We start from the raw sequence: 16,183 nt of genomic DNA on the forward strand, positions 1-16,183 counted from the left end.
ATAAAATTTTTAAATGATTTATCAGTTGAATATTTAGATAAAGGATTGAAAGTTAAATCTCTTCGAGCCTTAGAAATAGCTGCTGAAATATCTATGACAGAAGATGGGATTGAGAACTTGATTCCTATGTATGAACTTATTGGATCTCCCAAAAATATAAAGTATTCACAAAAAACGTTGAAATTTTGGAAATAAATTTTTATAAAAAGAAAAGAGTAATAATATGATAAATAAGAGTTTATATAGCGACTATTTAGATAAAGGAAGTAGTCAAAAACACCCACTGCTTTCAGTTATATTAACAAGTGAAAACCAAGATGAAACTATCGGAAAAAGTTTATTAAAACTTTCATCACTGTTAATTGATAAATCAATATTAGAGGTTATAGTCATTGATAATAATTCAGAAGATGATACAATTGAAAAATTATACTCATATGCAGAAAAATTTGAAAATTATAAATTTGTAAAAAGAATTAATAAAACTGATAATATTTCTATTTTGTATAACGAAGGAATCAGATTATCTACCGGTAAATGGATATTATTTTTCTCTTGTGAAAACCCATTATCTCATGAAAATCTTGAACAAATTATATCAATATTATATAGAGATGATGAATATAAAGTTGATTTAGTAAACGTAACTGACAGCATAACTGATAATACAAAAAATATATTTGAAAACTTTTTATCAATTAGTGAGCCAATTCAATTTTCATTAAATGGAAAAGCAATAAGAACATCAATTATAAAAAATAATAATTTGGATTTTGATTTAACAATAAGTGAAGGACGAGAAGAATGTTTCATTATGAAAGCTCTTTCTTTGATAGAGGGTATATATTTATTAAAAAATAGCGATACTTTACCATTTATCTCTTCAAATAATGATTTTAAAAATATGTCACCTAGAAATGCATATTATAATTACCATAATATTTATGAATATATTTATAATAATGTATTAAGTTTAAAAGTAAATAAGTATGATTGTTTAACATATTATCTTAATATTTACATAAAAAATATTGCTAATGGTAAAGTTGTACCTAACAGAATGTTTGAAGAAATGAAAAAAGATCTAGGAATTATTGCTAATAATGAGAACGCCTCATCAGAACTGATAAAATTCTATGAAGATTTATGTTCAAATTTATATAAAATTTCTTACGAAGAGTCAACAAAATTAAAGAAAAATAAAATTCAAAATATAATAAAAAACTTAGATTTATATATAGATGGCTACTTTGAAAGAGACTTACGCCCATTTAACGAAATTAAATCTGTTGATTATTTTGGTCCAAGTATAAGTCCATTAAAAAATAAAAAAAATATTATGTACGTAAGTTTTACAAAAGAGAGAAGAAGCTATGTAAATAGGAGAGAGGTTAATTGGACTGACGGAAATGTTCAAGTAAAAGAGTTTTCTCATGAATTAGGGCTCGTAATTACTGAGAGACCTATTTATAGATTAAGTGGTAGAACTCCGCAATTCATTGTAAAAGATTCATGGAAATTTATGCTTGAGTTTTCAGAACTTTTAAGAAGCTTATATAAAAAAGAAGTAATTGGTGTCACAGGATCAGTAGGTAAAACGTCAACTAGAATGATGATTAGCCATCTTCTTTCGGATGAAAATGTTGTTGAGAATAATGGAAATCATAATGTTAGATTTGCTATACCTTTGTATATGAACAATCTTGTTAAAGAACCTGATGCTATTGCACTTGAAATCTCATTAAATGCATTAAATGATTTTGATACCGGTGATATGTCTCAGCTTGTTAGACCAACAATAGGAATTGTTACTTCGGTAGGAGAAGCTCATACTGGATCATTTCCAAATATTGAGGATGTTGCTCATATAAAATCTAAAATATTTCATGGTTTAGTTGACGATGGATGTGCAATTATCAATAAAGATATTGATAAAAATGCTTTCGAAATTGTATATCGTGCAGCTAAACGAAAAACTGATAATATTTATACTTATTCAATTAATGATAAGACTGCTGATGTGTTCGTATTAAGCATCATCAATGATAAATATTATGATCAAGTTACTATTCAATTTTTTGAAAAGATTTATACCTATAGATTAGGTACTGCTTCTGACGGTATGATTTTGAACAGTTTAGCTGCAATACTAACAATTTGGTCAAATGGAAAAGAAGTTTCCGATTATTTAGAAAAATTTAACGATTTTCATTCTTTACCTAAAATATTAGAAAAAACAGAATTGGTATTTGAAGGAAATAAATTTTTATTACTAGATGATACACATAATGCTGCCGTGCCGTCTATGCTGAATGCAATTAGATACTCAAATTCAATATCAGATAAATTTAAAGGGAAAAAAATTTTTGTTGTCGGTCAAGTTATGGACTTAGGTGTTTTATCCAGAGAATCTCATATAAAATTTATGAATGAATTACTTTCAAGTAACGCTGATTTTATCTTTGGTTATGGTGATTTGTTCAAAGAATTATTTGAACAAATTAATTCTGATAATATTAAATGGTTTGATAATTTAGAATCAATTTCTAAAGCAATATTAAATTCCATAACGGATGATTCATTTGTAATGTTAAAAGGATCTATGTCTGGTAGTGATTTTAAAAATTTAAGTGCAAAAATAAAAAAAGATTCATATAGATAATGTAATAAAGGAGATTTCAATGAAATCAATAAATGGTAAATTTATAAGGGATGCACTTCTTATTACTACTTGTTTTTTATCTCTAACAGCGTGCAAGACCGCAACTAATGAAAAGGATACATCAGATAAAAAAGATATTTCAGTTGAAGTTGTAAAAAAAGAAACAGATGGTGATTCACAAACAAATACTAAATTTATGCAGGTAGCTAAACGAGTATTAACAAAGGATTATGGATTATCAAATGTTCAGGTTGACATTGATAGTATAAATACAAAGAGACTTCCTCCCAAGGAAAGTGCTAATAAGAAAGAAAAATTTGATAGGATTACGAGTGGTACTGGGAACTATATTTTTGCTGGAAAAACTTATACAATTAATTTAACCTATAATATATTGGAAAATGGAAAAGATTATCAACTCATTCATTCTGATACGACTTATAATCCTGATAAAGTCTTTAATATTCGATTAGATGGGACACCTGATCCAAATCTACAGACTGTTGATCAAGAAACTACAGCAGATGAGGAAGTAAATGAAAGATTTTATTCTATAGCTAATTCTGTACTTAATAATATCTATTCAATTGAAAAACCTGAAATTGATTATAAGACACTTGAAGTAAAAAGACTTCCAGTCAAGACTGATAAAGAAAGTGGCACAGAGTTCAAATATTTAACAACAGGTGTTGCTAAATTTAAAAAAGATGGAAAAGATTATACATTAAATTTAACTTATAACTTATCAGATGATGGAAAAAAATTCCAGATATTACATTGTGATAGCCCTATTGATGAAAGTAAGACAATAGATAGACCTTTGGTATAATATTAGACTTTATATTATTATTTTAATTATTATTAAAATAAAATAGTATTTTATATAATAAAGACAGCGTGATTAAATATCGCACTGTCTTTATTATATTCTTTTTATTATTTTTCGATTGGTGTAAAGCTATCAACGACTTCCCCAGCAATATTCCAATACGTATATTCATCGGGTGGTATTGGTAATATCTTGTCATTATATTTTTTATTAAGCGAGCTTAATATTAATTGATCGTTTTCAATGAATGTCTGTTTAATGAAACTCTTTCCATCATAATCGACAATATAGATCCCTCCGTCTGGTGCAGAGTAGTTTTGCCTTACTAATACGATATCACCATCATGATAATTTGGTTCCATTGAATCACCTGATACATAAGTAGCAAAATCATAATCTGGTAAGTCATTACGATCAGTATATACGGTATAAAATTCATTATCATCGTAGTTATATCCAAAACCAGCCGCAGACTTAGCTACTGCATGGACCTCAGTAAGTGAATCTGAGAGATTAACAATTTTATCATTTTTTATATCAGTAGATATTGCTACTCGCTCTGTAGCTGTAAGTTTTCTAATATTGTTATTCTTAGAAGTTTGAAGCTCAAATTGATCACGCGCATATTCTAAAACACGTTTTTGATAATCTTCAGTCAATTTTTCTGAAATATTTTGGATATCATCCAAGATTGATTTAAATTTATTCTCTTTAACTTTATAAGTATCAGAATTTGCCTCATTAGCAAAACGTGGATCAATCTCACCCATATCAACATTAAAAAATTCAGCAAGTTTCTCCATATTTGCAGTAGTAGGAGAAGAAGTACCTTTCACATATCCAGTGAGAGTGCTTTTTGGAATACCTGTAGCACGGTGGATATCAATTTGACGAAGGCCACCCTTATCAATCAATTTATTTATATTATCAGAGATTATTTGTCGATTCTTCACATCCTGGGGTGTTAATTCACCTCTAGCCATAACGCTCTCCATTCATTTTAATTCGTATCTTTACTATATTATATAGTATTTTCAGATATTTTTAAAGGGTTGATACGAAAAAAGTTCGATTTTTTTAGTACAAATAACTTGAAATTCATATTAATTCGTATTATAATGTATATATCAAGTAAGGAAGTTAGTGAAATGTGCATAACACATAGCTACCTGAAGTCTAGAATGTCTGTAAGTTTTTATCTCTCAAAAGATAAAAAATATATGCATAATACGTAATAAAACTATCTCATGGAGTTTTTATTTTTTAAATCATGATACGATTTAAAACGTATATACGATTATTCAAACTTAACTGTACATTCTTAATTTATTTATTGAAAGAGGTATTATATCATGGCAGATTTATTTGGAACTTTAATTGTATTACTATCATTCTTCTTATTTGCAGTTTTCTTCTCATGGTTAGAAGTGAGTCGTGAAGAAGAAAAAAAAGCAAAAAGAAAAGCATACTTAGAAACATATACAAATGATGCTTTTGAAAATACAGAACATGTATACTATTAATTAATGGATTAAACTTTTATTGGCCTATAAAAGAAATCATATATATTAAAAATACTTGAGCCTTCGAAGTCAGCTCAAGTATTTTTTCGTATTTTATTGTTCATCAATCCAAGGTGTCTTAGGATCACCGCTCCATAGTTCGCGGGAGCGATATAGATTACTCCATACTCCTGTTGAAAGATCATCAGGATCAATATTAAGTCGCTCAGATATTTCTTCCTTTAGTGTATCTGCATCGAGAGGCGTTTTAAATTGATAGTAGTAAGTTCTTCCTTTATTACCTGTTGTAACCAATACCCATTGGCCAAGATCATCTAATTTAGAAAAATCCGGTTCAGATTCTTGGTTAGAAACTTTAAGATTAACATTAAATAATTTTTTATTAAAATTTTTCATTTCTACATCCTTCTTTTCTTCGATATTTTTATTTTCATTAGCAACAGAAGTAGTATCATCTACAGTTTCTGCATTATTCTTCGCAATATTGTGTAACATCTCCATAAAATTTGCTTGCTCTTGTACCAGTTCCCAGCCTTTATCAGTTAGAGCATATTCCTTACGAGTTCCAACTTCAGATGCTAGATATATATAATCATTTTTTTCAAGATCTGAAATTGTACGGTACATTGTAGCAGGACCGATTGTAATTAATCCATTTGTTGCTTCTTCTACATATTTCATAATTTCATATCCGTGTGATTGGTGACGAAGACAGAGCATTATCAAGTAGCTTGAATAGTTAAGTGGAACGTTTATATTATCTTTTTTAGCCATTATTAATCTCCAATTCTAGAAAAATGAACCAAGCCAACCTATTGGTGCTAAGCCAAAGTTGTCAATAATTTTAATATTATCCTTATCAGTGTTAAGCATAGTTGATAAATCTTCGATAATATCAGTAATTGAATAGTTTGATTTTAAATTATAGTAGTATGTATTTTCATTTTCTTTGTGGGTAAGTCTAGTCCAGGTACCTAAATAAGCGAAGTCATGCATATCTGGAACAGTACTTGGATTTTTTATTGTAACAAGTAAAGTTGGTTGCCAATTTCCAGAGTAGTCTCCTGTTATATCTTGAAGAGCATGTTTTCTTTTGAAGAATTTAGACCATATATATTTCCATGAAAACAAGAAAATGGCTAAAACAGGATATAAATAAATTGCACACGTATTTACTGCGGTTTCAGATGCTTTTTCTGGAGAAATTTTCATATCACTTATATACTGTCTAGCAGCTAGCAGTCCCCAAATTATTACAGTAATGACTAAAACCCAGTTTATAAGCGTAATAAAATTTTTTATGTATCTTTTTACATATTTAAGTTCCATCTGAATTGAATCATCACTAATTTTTATTTCATTTATATCCTTCTTATTTTTTGCATAGGAATAAGAAATAAAGTATTTAGTTAGCCACAATTTTTTTTGAAAAGAGGATATGATTCCGTAGTCAGATAAATTACCACTATCAATATCTGGTGTCTTTTGATCTGAGTATTCAAGAATCAAGTCGTGGTGCTGATTATCTTCAGCTTTTGTAAAATTATAGAAAACAAAGTGTTTTCCAGTTAATAGATAGCCCTCATCCATCATTGTAAGTAAAAAATCTTTTTCCTTATCACTTCCTGGATTATGTAACCTTAGTTTAGTTCTTTTCATGATAATCACCTTCCTGTTATGAGTGAATTTTTTTATGTTTTTCTTTACATGATTATAGTATAACCATTTTGGATATATGTCAAGTAATTATATTCATTTTGGATATAAATTTTTATAAATAATTATTTTTTCTATATTAACCTCATATTTGGTATAATTATCTTAAAGAAAAGGAGCAGAATCTTGTGGAAGTCAGAAAAAATGATTTGAATTGTAGCTGCCAAGAATGTAGTACTTATCCATCTTTTATAATGCCTGAAGAAATTATCTTCAAAGCTCAGGAGAAACAGTTAGTCCTCTTTTGTGGGGCAGGAATAAGCACTGAATCACATAAAGTATTCCCGTCAACTCTTTATGATGAAGTACTAGAATATCTTCAAAAAGATTACGCTTATAAAGCTAACAATCCATCTTTTTCAATTTTAATGAGTGAATTTTGTAAGACAGTTCCTAGTGGTCGTGAAGAACTCATACGAATTATTGAAGATCGTTTTGAACGTATATCACTTTTTCAGGAACTTTATGATTCAGCAACAATTTTTCATCGAGAAGTTGCGAAAATTGATAATCTTGCTACTGTAATTACTAGTAACTGGGATGATTATTTTGAAACGGAATGTCATATGAAGCCTATTCTTGACGGGTTTGAAAATATAGAAATTGAAAATCAAGATTCTTCAAAAAAAGTCTATAAGATTCATGGCTCAGTAAACATACCAGATAGTATTATTGCAAGTCAAGATGATTATAAAAATTGCTACAAGCGACTTTCAACTGAAAACTACGGCAAGGAAATTCAAAAGCTCTTTAAAGAAAATTGCGTTGTTTTTATCGGATTTTCTTTTGGTGATGAAGATTTAGATAAATTACTTGAAGTTTTTGGTTTAAAAATGGAGCATAATGAAGGAACAGATAGCAAGTATTATATCGTTAATATTGACCAGTCAATGCTTAAATATCAATCGAAAAATATTGAATCAATAATAACTGATGGATATTTTTTCATCCACTCTCTAAGGAAGATTATGGAGTCAAGGGGATATATAGCAGAGGAGAAGCAGACTTTGGTAGAGGAGATTTCAAATCAATTGCTCTCTCTTAAGAATATTGATTTAAATGATATTACTTCATGTGCTCATATTGAAGGGATGATTTCAGTTTATGAAAATTATGAAGTAAGGTCTTCTGATCTTGATTATAAGATAAAACATGCCGGTGCTAGATATGAAGAAATGCAGGAAAATAATAGTTACGATAGATATTATCAACTTGGAATCTTAGATGGGCTTTTAAATCTTAAGACACTTTTGGAAAATAAGAATAAGTCTTTGATTCCACCTTATATTTATGATGATATGTATTTTGAGTCTATTGAAAATTTAGAAATGAGCAAGAATTCGAAAAACCAGTTATAATATTATTAATAACTAGTGGAGGAAAATATTAATGAAGAAAAATTGGAAAAAAATTGCTGTGAGTGGCCTGATTATATTGGCTATGGTAGGCCTTACTGGCTGTTCAACAGTACGAAACTTCTTTAAGGATGCGACTGAGAGTTTTGTAGGATTAACTATGTCTATTAGGACTTACGATGAACAGGCACAAATAATTGACCAAATTGAAGGTAAATCTGTTTCTGTATCACGCGATACTCGTTTTGATAGCCAAAGTAATGACGGTACTTCAAATAAAGATTCTAAAGTTCTTAAGGTTTCAGTTGGTGGTAAGGAAATGATCCACGTTGGAAGTAGTTTGATTGCCCAAGAAAAAGGAATGGTCAACTATTTTGATGACTATTCAAAAACAGTAAATCTTGAAAATTACGACCGATCTACACCAATCGTAAATAATGTCATCAACTCTGTTAAAAATGAATGGAGCCCATCAAGTAAGGTTCTTCTAATCCGTAGTCAGCAAGGGTACCCTCTTGCAACATATATCGGAAATAGAGTAAATGTAGAAGCAAGTGATGTACCAAGCTCAACATCTTTTTTAATCGATGGCAAACGTTTATTTGTTTATCGTTGTGACTACACTGTGTATGACATGAGTTTATTTAAATAAGTATAAGCCACTGGTTTCAGTGGTTTTAATTTTAGGAGTATTTTATGAAAAGCTATTTTAATTTTTTAGTTCCTAGGGTAAAAAGTGATTTTACTTCTTACAACAAAATTCTTATTTTTCTTTTACTACTTTCCGTACTAGCAGGAATTTTGAGGAATAATTTACCTTTATTTTTACTTATTACATTTGTATTTTGTCCCGTTATCTATTTAATTTACACTTATTTTCTTTATAAAAAGCAAAAGAAGTGAATTCATATAGGGAAATAAAGAGCTTAATGCTATAATAGTAGATGAATTATTAATTTATGGGAGATGAAAATTATTATGCGTTTAACAATTCTTGAAACAAGTGACATGCACGGCTATATTATGCCGACAAACTATACTGAGCGTGATATGAACGAGGATTTTGGTACCGCTAAACTTGCGACTAAACTCATTGCTGAAAGAGAAGACGCTGCTAAATATGGGCCGATTCTACAGATTGAAAATGGTGACTTTATTCAAGGCTCTCCTTTAGCATATTATGCTGCAAAGCAGGTTGATGGAAAAGGAGTTCGTAATCTAACTGATGTTGTAAATTCTATGAATTACGACTTAGGGATTCTTGGAAATCACGAGTTTAATTATGGTAGTAAATATCTAGATTCAGCAATTGCTGCTTACAATCATCCAATTCTTGCGGCTAATATTTTGGATGAAGATGGAAATCTTTATTATGGAAAAGCCTATGAGATTTTTGAAAAAGATGGTTTGAAAGTTGGAGTTTTAGGACTTACAACTCAATATATCCCACACTGGGAAAACCCTGAACACATTAAAGGGATGGTCTTTGCATCATGTCTTGAAACTGCCAAAAAATACGTTCCAATTATTCGTCAAGAAGCTGATGTGGTAGTAGTCTCTTATCATGGTGGATTCGAGCGTGATTTGGTGACAGGTGAACCGACAGAACTTTTGACTGGAGAAAATGAAGGCTATCAAATTCTTGAAGAAGTAGAAGGAATTGACGCGTTCGTAACAGGGCACCAACATCGTGAAATTGCCACAAAAATTAACGGCGTGCCAGTTATTCAACCAGGATATCGTGCAGCTAATATTGGGAAAATACAATTGGAGTTAGCTCAAGTTGATGGTAAATACCAAGTAACTTCATCAAATGCTGAGTTGGTTTCAGTCGGAGATGCTGCTCCTGATGAAGAAATTCAAAGTCAGCTTAATGATTTAAATATTGAACTTGAAGCATGGTTGGATAATCCAATGGGTAAGGTTGAAGGTGATATGACAATTACTAATCCAATGGCCGCAAGACTAAAAGAACATTCTTATATTGAATTTGTAAATAAGGTTCAAATGGATGCGACAGGTGCTAAGATTTCAGGAACTTCATTATTTAATAATGATGGTAAGGGATTTGGAAGCACAATCACAATGCGTGACATCATTACAAATTATATTTACCCTAATACCCTTGCGGTATTAAAAGTTAGTGGTAGGGACTTGCGTGATGCGTTAGAAAGAACTGCAAACTATTTGGCTCTTGATGAATGTGGTGAAATTATCTTTAATCCTGAATTCGTCGACCCTAAACCTCAATACTACAATTATGATATGTATCAAGGTATTGATTATACACTAGATTTATCTAAACCAGTCGGCGAACGTGTTACTCGTTTGAAATTTGAAGGCAAAGATATTGAAGATACTGATGAATTAGAGATTGCGGTAAATCAATACCGTGCTGTGGGTGGAGGAAACTATGAAATGTTTTCTGCTGACAAGATTGTTAAAGAAGTGCAAATCGACATGATGGAACTTATCGCTGACTATTTACAAAAGAATCCATTGATTGAAGCGAGTGTTGATGATAATTTTGAAATTTTAAAATAAGTTTAGATTAATATAAACAGTATAAGAAATTGGAATTTTCTTTTGATTTTTGTCGATTTTTGCAGTAGTTTTAGTCTTTGTGATTACTTTTTTGTCAGATGGCTATTTTCCATATTCTTTATGAGCCATAGAAATACAATAAATATTATACCAATCATAATATTTATTGTATTTCTTGTATTGTTTATTAAAAATTCATCGAAACGAAAAAATCATATCATACCATCATCAATTGCATATTATTTACAAATTATTTGGACAATAATTCATTTATTAATTTATAGCATTATCTTAGGTACTATGGGCTATGTAAATATACTGTGGTCTATCATGTGAGTTATTTCTTCTTATAATATAATAAGAAAATGTTCAAAAATTATAAATGAAGAAAAAATATAAAGAAAATTTAACATACGTGAATTGCGTATGTTTTTTTATTTAAACTTTTGTGAAAAATACACAACAATACATGGTAAACGCTTTCAAAAAGTGCTATACTTTATTTGAAGTCAAGGAGGAGTAGAAGAAAAGAGTTCCTAAGTGATAAGCTTACAAATTAACTAATTTGTGATTTTATTACTATCAACTCGACTTTGAAGTTTCGCAAAGATAAATTTATGAAGTTTCAAAGACATTTTGTTGATAACTATTAGTAAAAGGAAATTGGAGATTTAAAAATGACAACAGATTTTAGAACAAGTACTGCCGAAGGGAAAGTTAACTTTGTAAATGTTTATGATTTAGAAAAAGCAGCATCACTCGTAATACCTACTGGAGCTTTTGGTTATATTTCTAGTGGAGCTGGTGATATGTGGACTTTGGAACAAAATACTAAGTCTTTCAATCATAAAGTAATTGCACCAGGTGTACTTAGAAATATCGAAAATCCAGATCAATCAACTACTATTCTCGGACAAAAAATTAGCACACCAATTATTATGGCACCAGTTGCTGCTCATGCACTTGCTAATGTCCAAGGTGAGGCAGCTACATGTAAAGGTGTTGCTGAATCTGATACTATATACACTGTTTCATCATACGCAGGGCAAACTTACGAAGAAATGCGTGCCGCAAGCGGAGATGCTCCACAATGGTTCCAATTCTATATGAGTAAAAATGATGATGATAATATTAAAATTTTAGATCTTGCTGTAAAAAACGGTGCTAAAGCAATTGTTCTTACTGCTGATGCTACTGTTGGTGGTAACCGTGAAATTGACTTGAGAAATGGCTTTACATTCCCAATTGCAATGCCAATTGTTGCTTCATATCAATCAGGTGTTGGACAAACAATGGATGCCGTTTATAAATCTTCAAGACAAAACTTAAGCTACAAGGATATTGAATTTATTCAAAAACATACTAATTTACCTGTATTTGTTAAAGGTGTTCAAACTGCAGAAGATGCTGAAGCAGTTATTGAAGCTGGAGCAGATGGTGTATGGGTAAGTAATCATGGTGGACGTCAACTAGATGGCGGACGCGCTTCATTTGATTCTTTACAAGAAGTTGCTGAAGCAGTTAACAAACGTGTACCAATTGTATTTGATAGTGGAATTAGACGTGCTCAACACGTATTTAAAGCACTTGCATCAGGTGCAGACGTTGTTGCGATTGGTCGTCCAGTAATCTACGGTTTAGCACTTGGTGGTTCAGAAGGGGTAAAAGAAGTATTTGACTACTTTAAGAATGAACTTAAAATGGTTATGCAATTAGCAGGAACTCATAATATTGAAGAAATTAAAAATACAAAACTAAGAAAAAACGAGTATATGTAAGAAGTACCTTTCTATTTCCAAATATTCGAAATAACGAAAAACTGAGAAGCCAAATTGCCTCTCGGTTTTTTTGTATATTTTTTTCAGATTATATCCTAAAATTCTAAATTTTACGTCTATTTTTTATTAATATATGGGCATAAATTATTTTAATGTCAGAGAGATTGGAATAGACCAATTAATTTGTTATACTGTACCTCGTCTAGTAAAACATTTGTAATAAAATGAAATTAAAAATCTAGAGAATATTTATTTAGGGGGAAAAATTTTGAGTACATTAACAAAACGTATTCTAGGAACAGCAGCTGTAGTTTCTTTGGGACTAAGCTTAGCAGCATGTTCCGGTTCGAGCAGTAGCACAGAAAAAAAAGATATGAAGGCAGGAGACTTCGAACTTTCTTATCAAAATCCGGATAAAGCAATAAAAGGTGGAACATTAAACTACGGTTTTATAACTGAGACTCCATTTATTGGACAGTGGATTCGATCTCTATCAACGGCAGCAATTGATTATGAGATGCAAGCACCTGCACGTTCTGCACTCTTTGCAACAGATAATTCATTTTCCATTGTAAATGGTAAAGACAAAGGTGGAATGGCTGATATTGAATTTGACAATGGCAAAAAAACAGCATTAATTACTCTTCATGATGGAGTTAAATGGTCAGATGGAAAAGATGTTACTGCGCGTGATTTATACTTCCCGTATGAAATTATTGCTAATGATAAGGCAGGCTCTTCTCGTTGGACTGAATCTTTAGCCAATATTGTTGGTCTTGAAGATTATCACAATAATAAAACCGATAAAATATCTGGATTAACTTTCCCTGATGGAGAAGATGGAAAAAAACTTTTGATTCAATTTAAGGAAGTTAAGCCTGGATTTACTCAGTCTGGGAATGGATATTATCTTGAACAGTATGTTCCATACCATTATTTAAAGGACATTCCCTTTGATAAACTTCAATCAGATGAGAAAACAACTACTAAACCACTTGTAGTTGGTCCATTTAAACCTAAAAATATTGTTCCAGGTGAATCAATCAGCTATGAAGTAAATGAATACTATTACGGAGAGAAGCCAAAACTTGATTCAGTAATTGTTAAGACTGTTAATCCTTCAAAAGTTGTTGCTTCACTTAAAAATGCAGAGTTTGATATTGTAAGAGGTACTACACCTGACTTATATCCAGAAGTTGAAAAGCTTAAAGATAAAGGATATGCAATTACAGGTCAAGATGAGCTTGCAGTTTCAGTTATGTATTATAATGTTGGTCATTACGATGCTCAGAAATCATTAAATATTTCTGATCGTGAAACTCCTGTTCAGGATGTTAAAGTTCGTAAAGCATTATCTTATGCCTTAGATGAAGATTCAGTTGCCAAGGAAATCTACCATAATCTTAAATATAGAGCTAATGGCACAATCCCTCCAGTATTTTCTGATTATGTAAATAAAGATAATAAGGGATTCCCATATGAGCCAGAAAAAGCTGAGAAATTATTGGAAGAAGCAGGATACACTTACAAAAAGGATGCCAAAGGTAAAGATGGTAAGACAAATGAGGTAAACGAAAAAGGTTATCTAGTAGATAAAAATGGTAAAACTCTTTCTCTAGTTTTCCTAGCTCGCTCAGGCCAGTCATATTCTGAAGTAGTTGCTATGGACTATATTAACCACTGGAAAGCAGTCGGTGTGGATGTAAGTCTATTTAAAAATAAACTTACTGATTTTAACACATGGGCTGACCTTGTTAAATCATCAGGAAAAACTGAAGACAATCAAGCATGGGATATTTCAACAGGAGGGTGGTCACTATCATCTGAGCCAAGCCAGCAAGATTTATTTTCAGCAAAAGCACCATTTAACTTAGGTCACTTTACATCACCTGAATTAACAGCACTTCTTGATGATATTGATTCGGAAAAATCACTTGATAAAGGATACAGAGCGAAAGCATTCCAAAAATATCAAGCATATATTCAAGATACAGCATTTGTAACTCCACTTGATTTTTCAATTGATTGGACGCCAGTTAATAAACGTGTTGTTGGTTGGACACAAGCCTATGATGCTACTGATCTATGGGCAAAACTTGGTGTATCAAAGGATAAACCAGAACAAGGTAAATAAATACTTTATAACAGGAAAAGTATATTATAAAAACAGCGGATCTTTATGATTTCGTTGTTTTTTTGACAAATAATATATAAAATTTGAAATAAAAAATGAGTTTTTTACTATTAAATTTATAAAACTTATTACCAGTATTTTTATCTTTTTTGTGCTAATCTATAAGTATTAAAAGGAAAGCAGGTAAGAATATGAAAATAGCAGTCGTAGCAGCAAATGGTGCCGCTGGTCAACATATAGTAGAAGAAGCAGTTAATCGTGGGCATGAAGTTACAGCTTTTGTTAGAAGTGAAAATAAATCTAAGGCACAAAATGTAGTTGTTAAAGATTTATATGAAATAACTAGTGATGATCTTAAAGGTTTTGATGTCGTTGTTGATGCATTTGGTAATTTCAATATGGATCAGTTAGACCAACATTCAACTTCACTTATTCACCTAGCAGATCAACTTTCTCACGCGCAAGCAAGACTTTTAGTCGTCGGTGGAGCTGGAAGCCTCTATACTGATAAGTCTGAAGAGTTACAAGTAAAAGATGAAGCAGCATTCCCAGATATATTTAGACCTCTTGCTCAAGCAATGTCTGACGCACTTGACCTATTACGCAAACGTACAGATGTTAAATGGACATATCTAAGCCCTGCAGAAGATTTTGATGCTGAAGGACCTCGTACAGGAAGTTATGTACTTGCTGGAGAAGTTAGGGAATTTAACAGTAAGGGTAAAAGCTACATCAGCTATGCTGACTATGCAATTGCCATGAATGATCTTGCTGAAAAAGCAAATCATATTCATGAAAGAGTTTCAGTTTATACTGCCTAATTCAATGAATTATACAATATATAATGCTGAAAATGATGATTATCCTATAGTTTTCAGTCTTCCTCATAGTGGAGTTGATATTTCAGAAAACATGCGAAAAAACCTTCGTGAAGATGCAATTCTATCCAATACTGATTGGTTTTTACGAGAACTTTATAGCTTTCTTCATGATGAAATGGACCAAACCCTGATTGAAAATAATCTGAATAGATACTTAGTCGATCCAAATCGCTCTCCTCAGGCTATTGGAGATGAAAATTCATATGTAGATAATGTAATCTATAAGGAAAATACTTTTGGTAATCCATTATATAGAGATAAATTATCAAAAGATGAGATTAATAGCAGAATCAATGATTATTATTATCCATATCACCAAGCACTAGAAAAACTACTAAAAGATAAAATTGATAAATTTGGTAAGGTTTTTCTAATTGATTTACATAGTTTTGCCTTATATCCAAAGTATGAAGAATTAGATACCTGTGATTTTGTTCTAGGTAATGATTCAGATAAAACTAGCAGTAAAGATTTTCGTCTAATGATAACAAGTATACTTGAAGATTCAAGTTTTTCAGTTTCAGATAATTTTCCATTTTCTGGTGGTTATATTACAAAACACTATGGCTTAGATCATAATGTTGAAAGTTTACAGATAGAAATTCGTTATTCAACTTATATAGGTAATAGAGAATTTGGTGATGAGGAACTTGATTCTTCAATAATTGATAAAGATACTTTTGAAGAAACAAGGGATAAACTGAAAATTATTTTTGCAAAAATAATTAATTTTATAAATAATTTAAAATAATAAAAAGGAG

Annotated in this window: 14 protein-coding genes; 11 read left to right on the top strand and 3 right to left on the bottom strand. The window is 30.7% G+C overall.

All coding sequences use genetic code 11. From position 1 onward, the window contains the following. The 3 genes from BG261_RS11400 to BG261_RS01530 all read left to right on the top strand — a co-directional run. A partial coding sequence (locus BG261_RS11400; RefSeq protein ID WP_158007165.1) for a hypothetical protein occupies window positions 1–195 on the top strand: 195 nt, incomplete at its 5' end. 28 nt (window positions 196–223) lie between these two features. Next, window positions 224–2,662, top strand: coding sequence for a Mur ligase family protein (locus BG261_RS11215; protein ID WP_083318236.1), 2,439 nt, complete (start codon window positions 224–226; stop codon window positions 2,660–2,662). Window positions 2,663–2,681: 19 nt separating this feature from the next. Further along, entirely contained in the window at window positions 2,682–3,491 is an 810-nt protein-coding gene (locus BG261_RS01530) for a hypothetical protein (protein WP_070791440.1), read from the top strand. A 107-nt stretch (window positions 3,492–3,598) separates the two neighbouring features. Here the strand turns inward: BG261_RS01530 and BG261_RS01535 are convergent, their stop codons facing one another. Then, entirely contained in the window at window positions 3,599–4,474 is an 876-nt protein-coding gene (locus BG261_RS01535) for a LexA family transcriptional regulator (RefSeq protein WP_070791441.1), read from the bottom strand. Window positions 4,475–4,843: 369 nt separating this feature from the next. Here BG261_RS01535 and BG261_RS11405 point away from each other — a divergent pair, with 369 nt between their 5' ends. Continuing rightward, a complete protein-coding gene (locus BG261_RS11405; protein WP_158007166.1) occupies window positions 4,844–5,014 on the top strand; it encodes a hypothetical protein in 171 nt (56 codons plus the stop codon). 93 nt (window positions 5,015–5,107) lie between these two features. On the opposite strand, the gene BG261_RS01540 is transcribed toward BG261_RS11405, so the two are convergent. Further along, window positions 5,108–5,788 carry a PadR family transcriptional regulator gene (locus BG261_RS01540; RefSeq protein WP_070791442.1) on the bottom strand — a complete coding sequence of 227 codons (681 nt, stop codon included), beginning with the start codon at window positions 5,786–5,788 and terminating at the stop codon, window positions 5,108–5,110. A gap of 15 nt (window positions 5,789–5,803) precedes the next feature. Further along, window positions 5,804–6,673, bottom strand: a complete 870-nt coding sequence (locus tag BG261_RS01545) for a hypothetical protein (RefSeq protein WP_070791443.1) — start codon at window positions 6,671–6,673, stop codon at window positions 5,804–5,806. Between the two features lie 185 nt (window positions 6,674–6,858). Here BG261_RS01545 and BG261_RS01550 point away from each other — a divergent pair, with 185 nt between their 5' ends. From BG261_RS01550 to BG261_RS01585, 7 genes are all read left to right on the top strand, one after another. Continuing rightward, window positions 6,859–8,088 carry an SIR2 family protein gene (locus BG261_RS01550; protein ID WP_070791444.1) on the top strand — a complete coding sequence of 410 codons (1,230 nt, stop codon included), beginning with the start codon at window positions 6,859–6,861 and terminating at the stop codon, window positions 8,086–8,088. A 31-nt stretch (window positions 8,089–8,119) separates the two neighbouring features. Then, window positions 8,120–8,737 (top strand): DUF5052 family protein, encoded by a 618-nt coding sequence (locus BG261_RS01555; RefSeq protein ID WP_070787446.1) that lies wholly within the window; start codon window positions 8,120–8,122, stop codon window positions 8,735–8,737. Window positions 8,738–9,063: 326 nt separating this feature from the next. After that, window positions 9,064–10,629 (top strand): bifunctional metallophosphatase/5'-nucleotidase, encoded by a 1,566-nt coding sequence (locus BG261_RS01565; protein WP_070791446.1) that lies wholly within the window; start codon window positions 9,064–9,066, stop codon window positions 10,627–10,629. 677 nt (window positions 10,630–11,306) lie between these two features. Beyond that, a complete protein-coding gene (locus tag BG261_RS01570; protein WP_070791447.1) occupies window positions 11,307–12,407 on the top strand; it encodes a lactate oxidase in 1,101 nt (366 codons plus the stop codon). 268 nt (window positions 12,408–12,675) lie between these two features. Next, complete coding sequence (locus BG261_RS01575) at window positions 12,676–14,541, top strand: ABC transporter substrate-binding protein (protein WP_070791448.1); 1,866 nt, start codon at window positions 12,676–12,678, stop codon at window positions 14,539–14,541. A 191-nt stretch (window positions 14,542–14,732) separates the two neighbouring features. After that, window positions 14,733–15,362: an NAD(P)-dependent oxidoreductase gene (locus BG261_RS01580; RefSeq protein WP_070791449.1), complete on the top strand. Its 630-nt coding sequence runs from the start codon at window positions 14,733–14,735 to the stop codon at window positions 15,360–15,362. Further along, the gene (locus BG261_RS01585; protein WP_070791450.1) at window positions 15,334–16,173 is read left to right on the top strand and encodes an N-formylglutamate amidohydrolase; all 840 of its coding nucleotides are present in this window, start codon (window positions 15,334–15,336) and stop codon (window positions 16,171–16,173) included. The genes BG261_RS01580 and BG261_RS01585 overlap by 29 nt, the downstream gene beginning before the upstream one ends. The last annotated feature ends 10 nt before the right edge of the window (window positions 16,174–16,183 follow it).

Source organism: Floricoccus tropicus (assembly GCF_001832905.1).
In the GTDB taxonomy this organism is placed as follows: domain Bacteria; phylum Bacillota; class Bacilli; order Lactobacillales; family Streptococcaceae; genus Floricoccus; species Floricoccus tropicus.

Excerpts from the sequence above, each read along its gene's own strand:
- BG261_RS01585 (WP_070791450.1), top strand. The coding sequence starts at position 15,334 with ATGAAAGAGTTTCAGTTTATACTGCCTAATTCAATGAATTATACAATA.
- BG261_RS01530 (WP_070791440.1), top strand. The coding sequence starts at position 2,682 with ATGAAATCAATAAATGGTAAATTTATAAGGGATGCACTTCTTATTACT.
- BG261_RS01580 (WP_070791449.1), top strand. The coding sequence starts at position 14,733 with ATGAAAATAGCAGTCGTAGCAGCAAATGGTGCCGCTGGTCAACATATA.
- BG261_RS01565 (WP_070791446.1), top strand. The coding sequence starts at position 9,064 with ATGCGTTTAACAATTCTTGAAACAAGTGACATGCACGGCTATATTATG.
- BG261_RS11405 (WP_158007166.1), top strand. The coding sequence starts at position 4,844 with ATGGCAGATTTATTTGGAACTTTAATTGTATTACTATCATTCTTCTTA.
- BG261_RS01545 (WP_070791443.1), bottom strand. The coding sequence starts at position 6,673 with ATGAAAAGAACTAAACTAAGGTTACATAATCCAGGAAGTGATAAGGAA.
- BG261_RS11215 (WP_083318236.1), top strand. The coding sequence starts at position 224 with ATGATAAATAAGAGTTTATATAGCGACTATTTAGATAAAGGAAGTAGT.
- BG261_RS01540 (WP_070791442.1), bottom strand. The coding sequence starts at position 5,788 with ATGGCTAAAAAAGATAATATAAACGTTCCACTTAACTATTCAAGCTAC.
- BG261_RS01570 (WP_070791447.1), top strand. The coding sequence starts at position 11,307 with ATGACAACAGATTTTAGAACAAGTACTGCCGAAGGGAAAGTTAACTTT.
- BG261_RS01555 (WP_070787446.1), top strand. The coding sequence starts at position 8,120 with ATGAAGAAAAATTGGAAAAAAATTGCTGTGAGTGGCCTGATTATATTG.
- BG261_RS01535 (WP_070791441.1), bottom strand. The coding sequence starts at position 4,474 with ATGGCTAGAGGTGAATTAACACCCCAGGATGTGAAGAATCGACAAATA.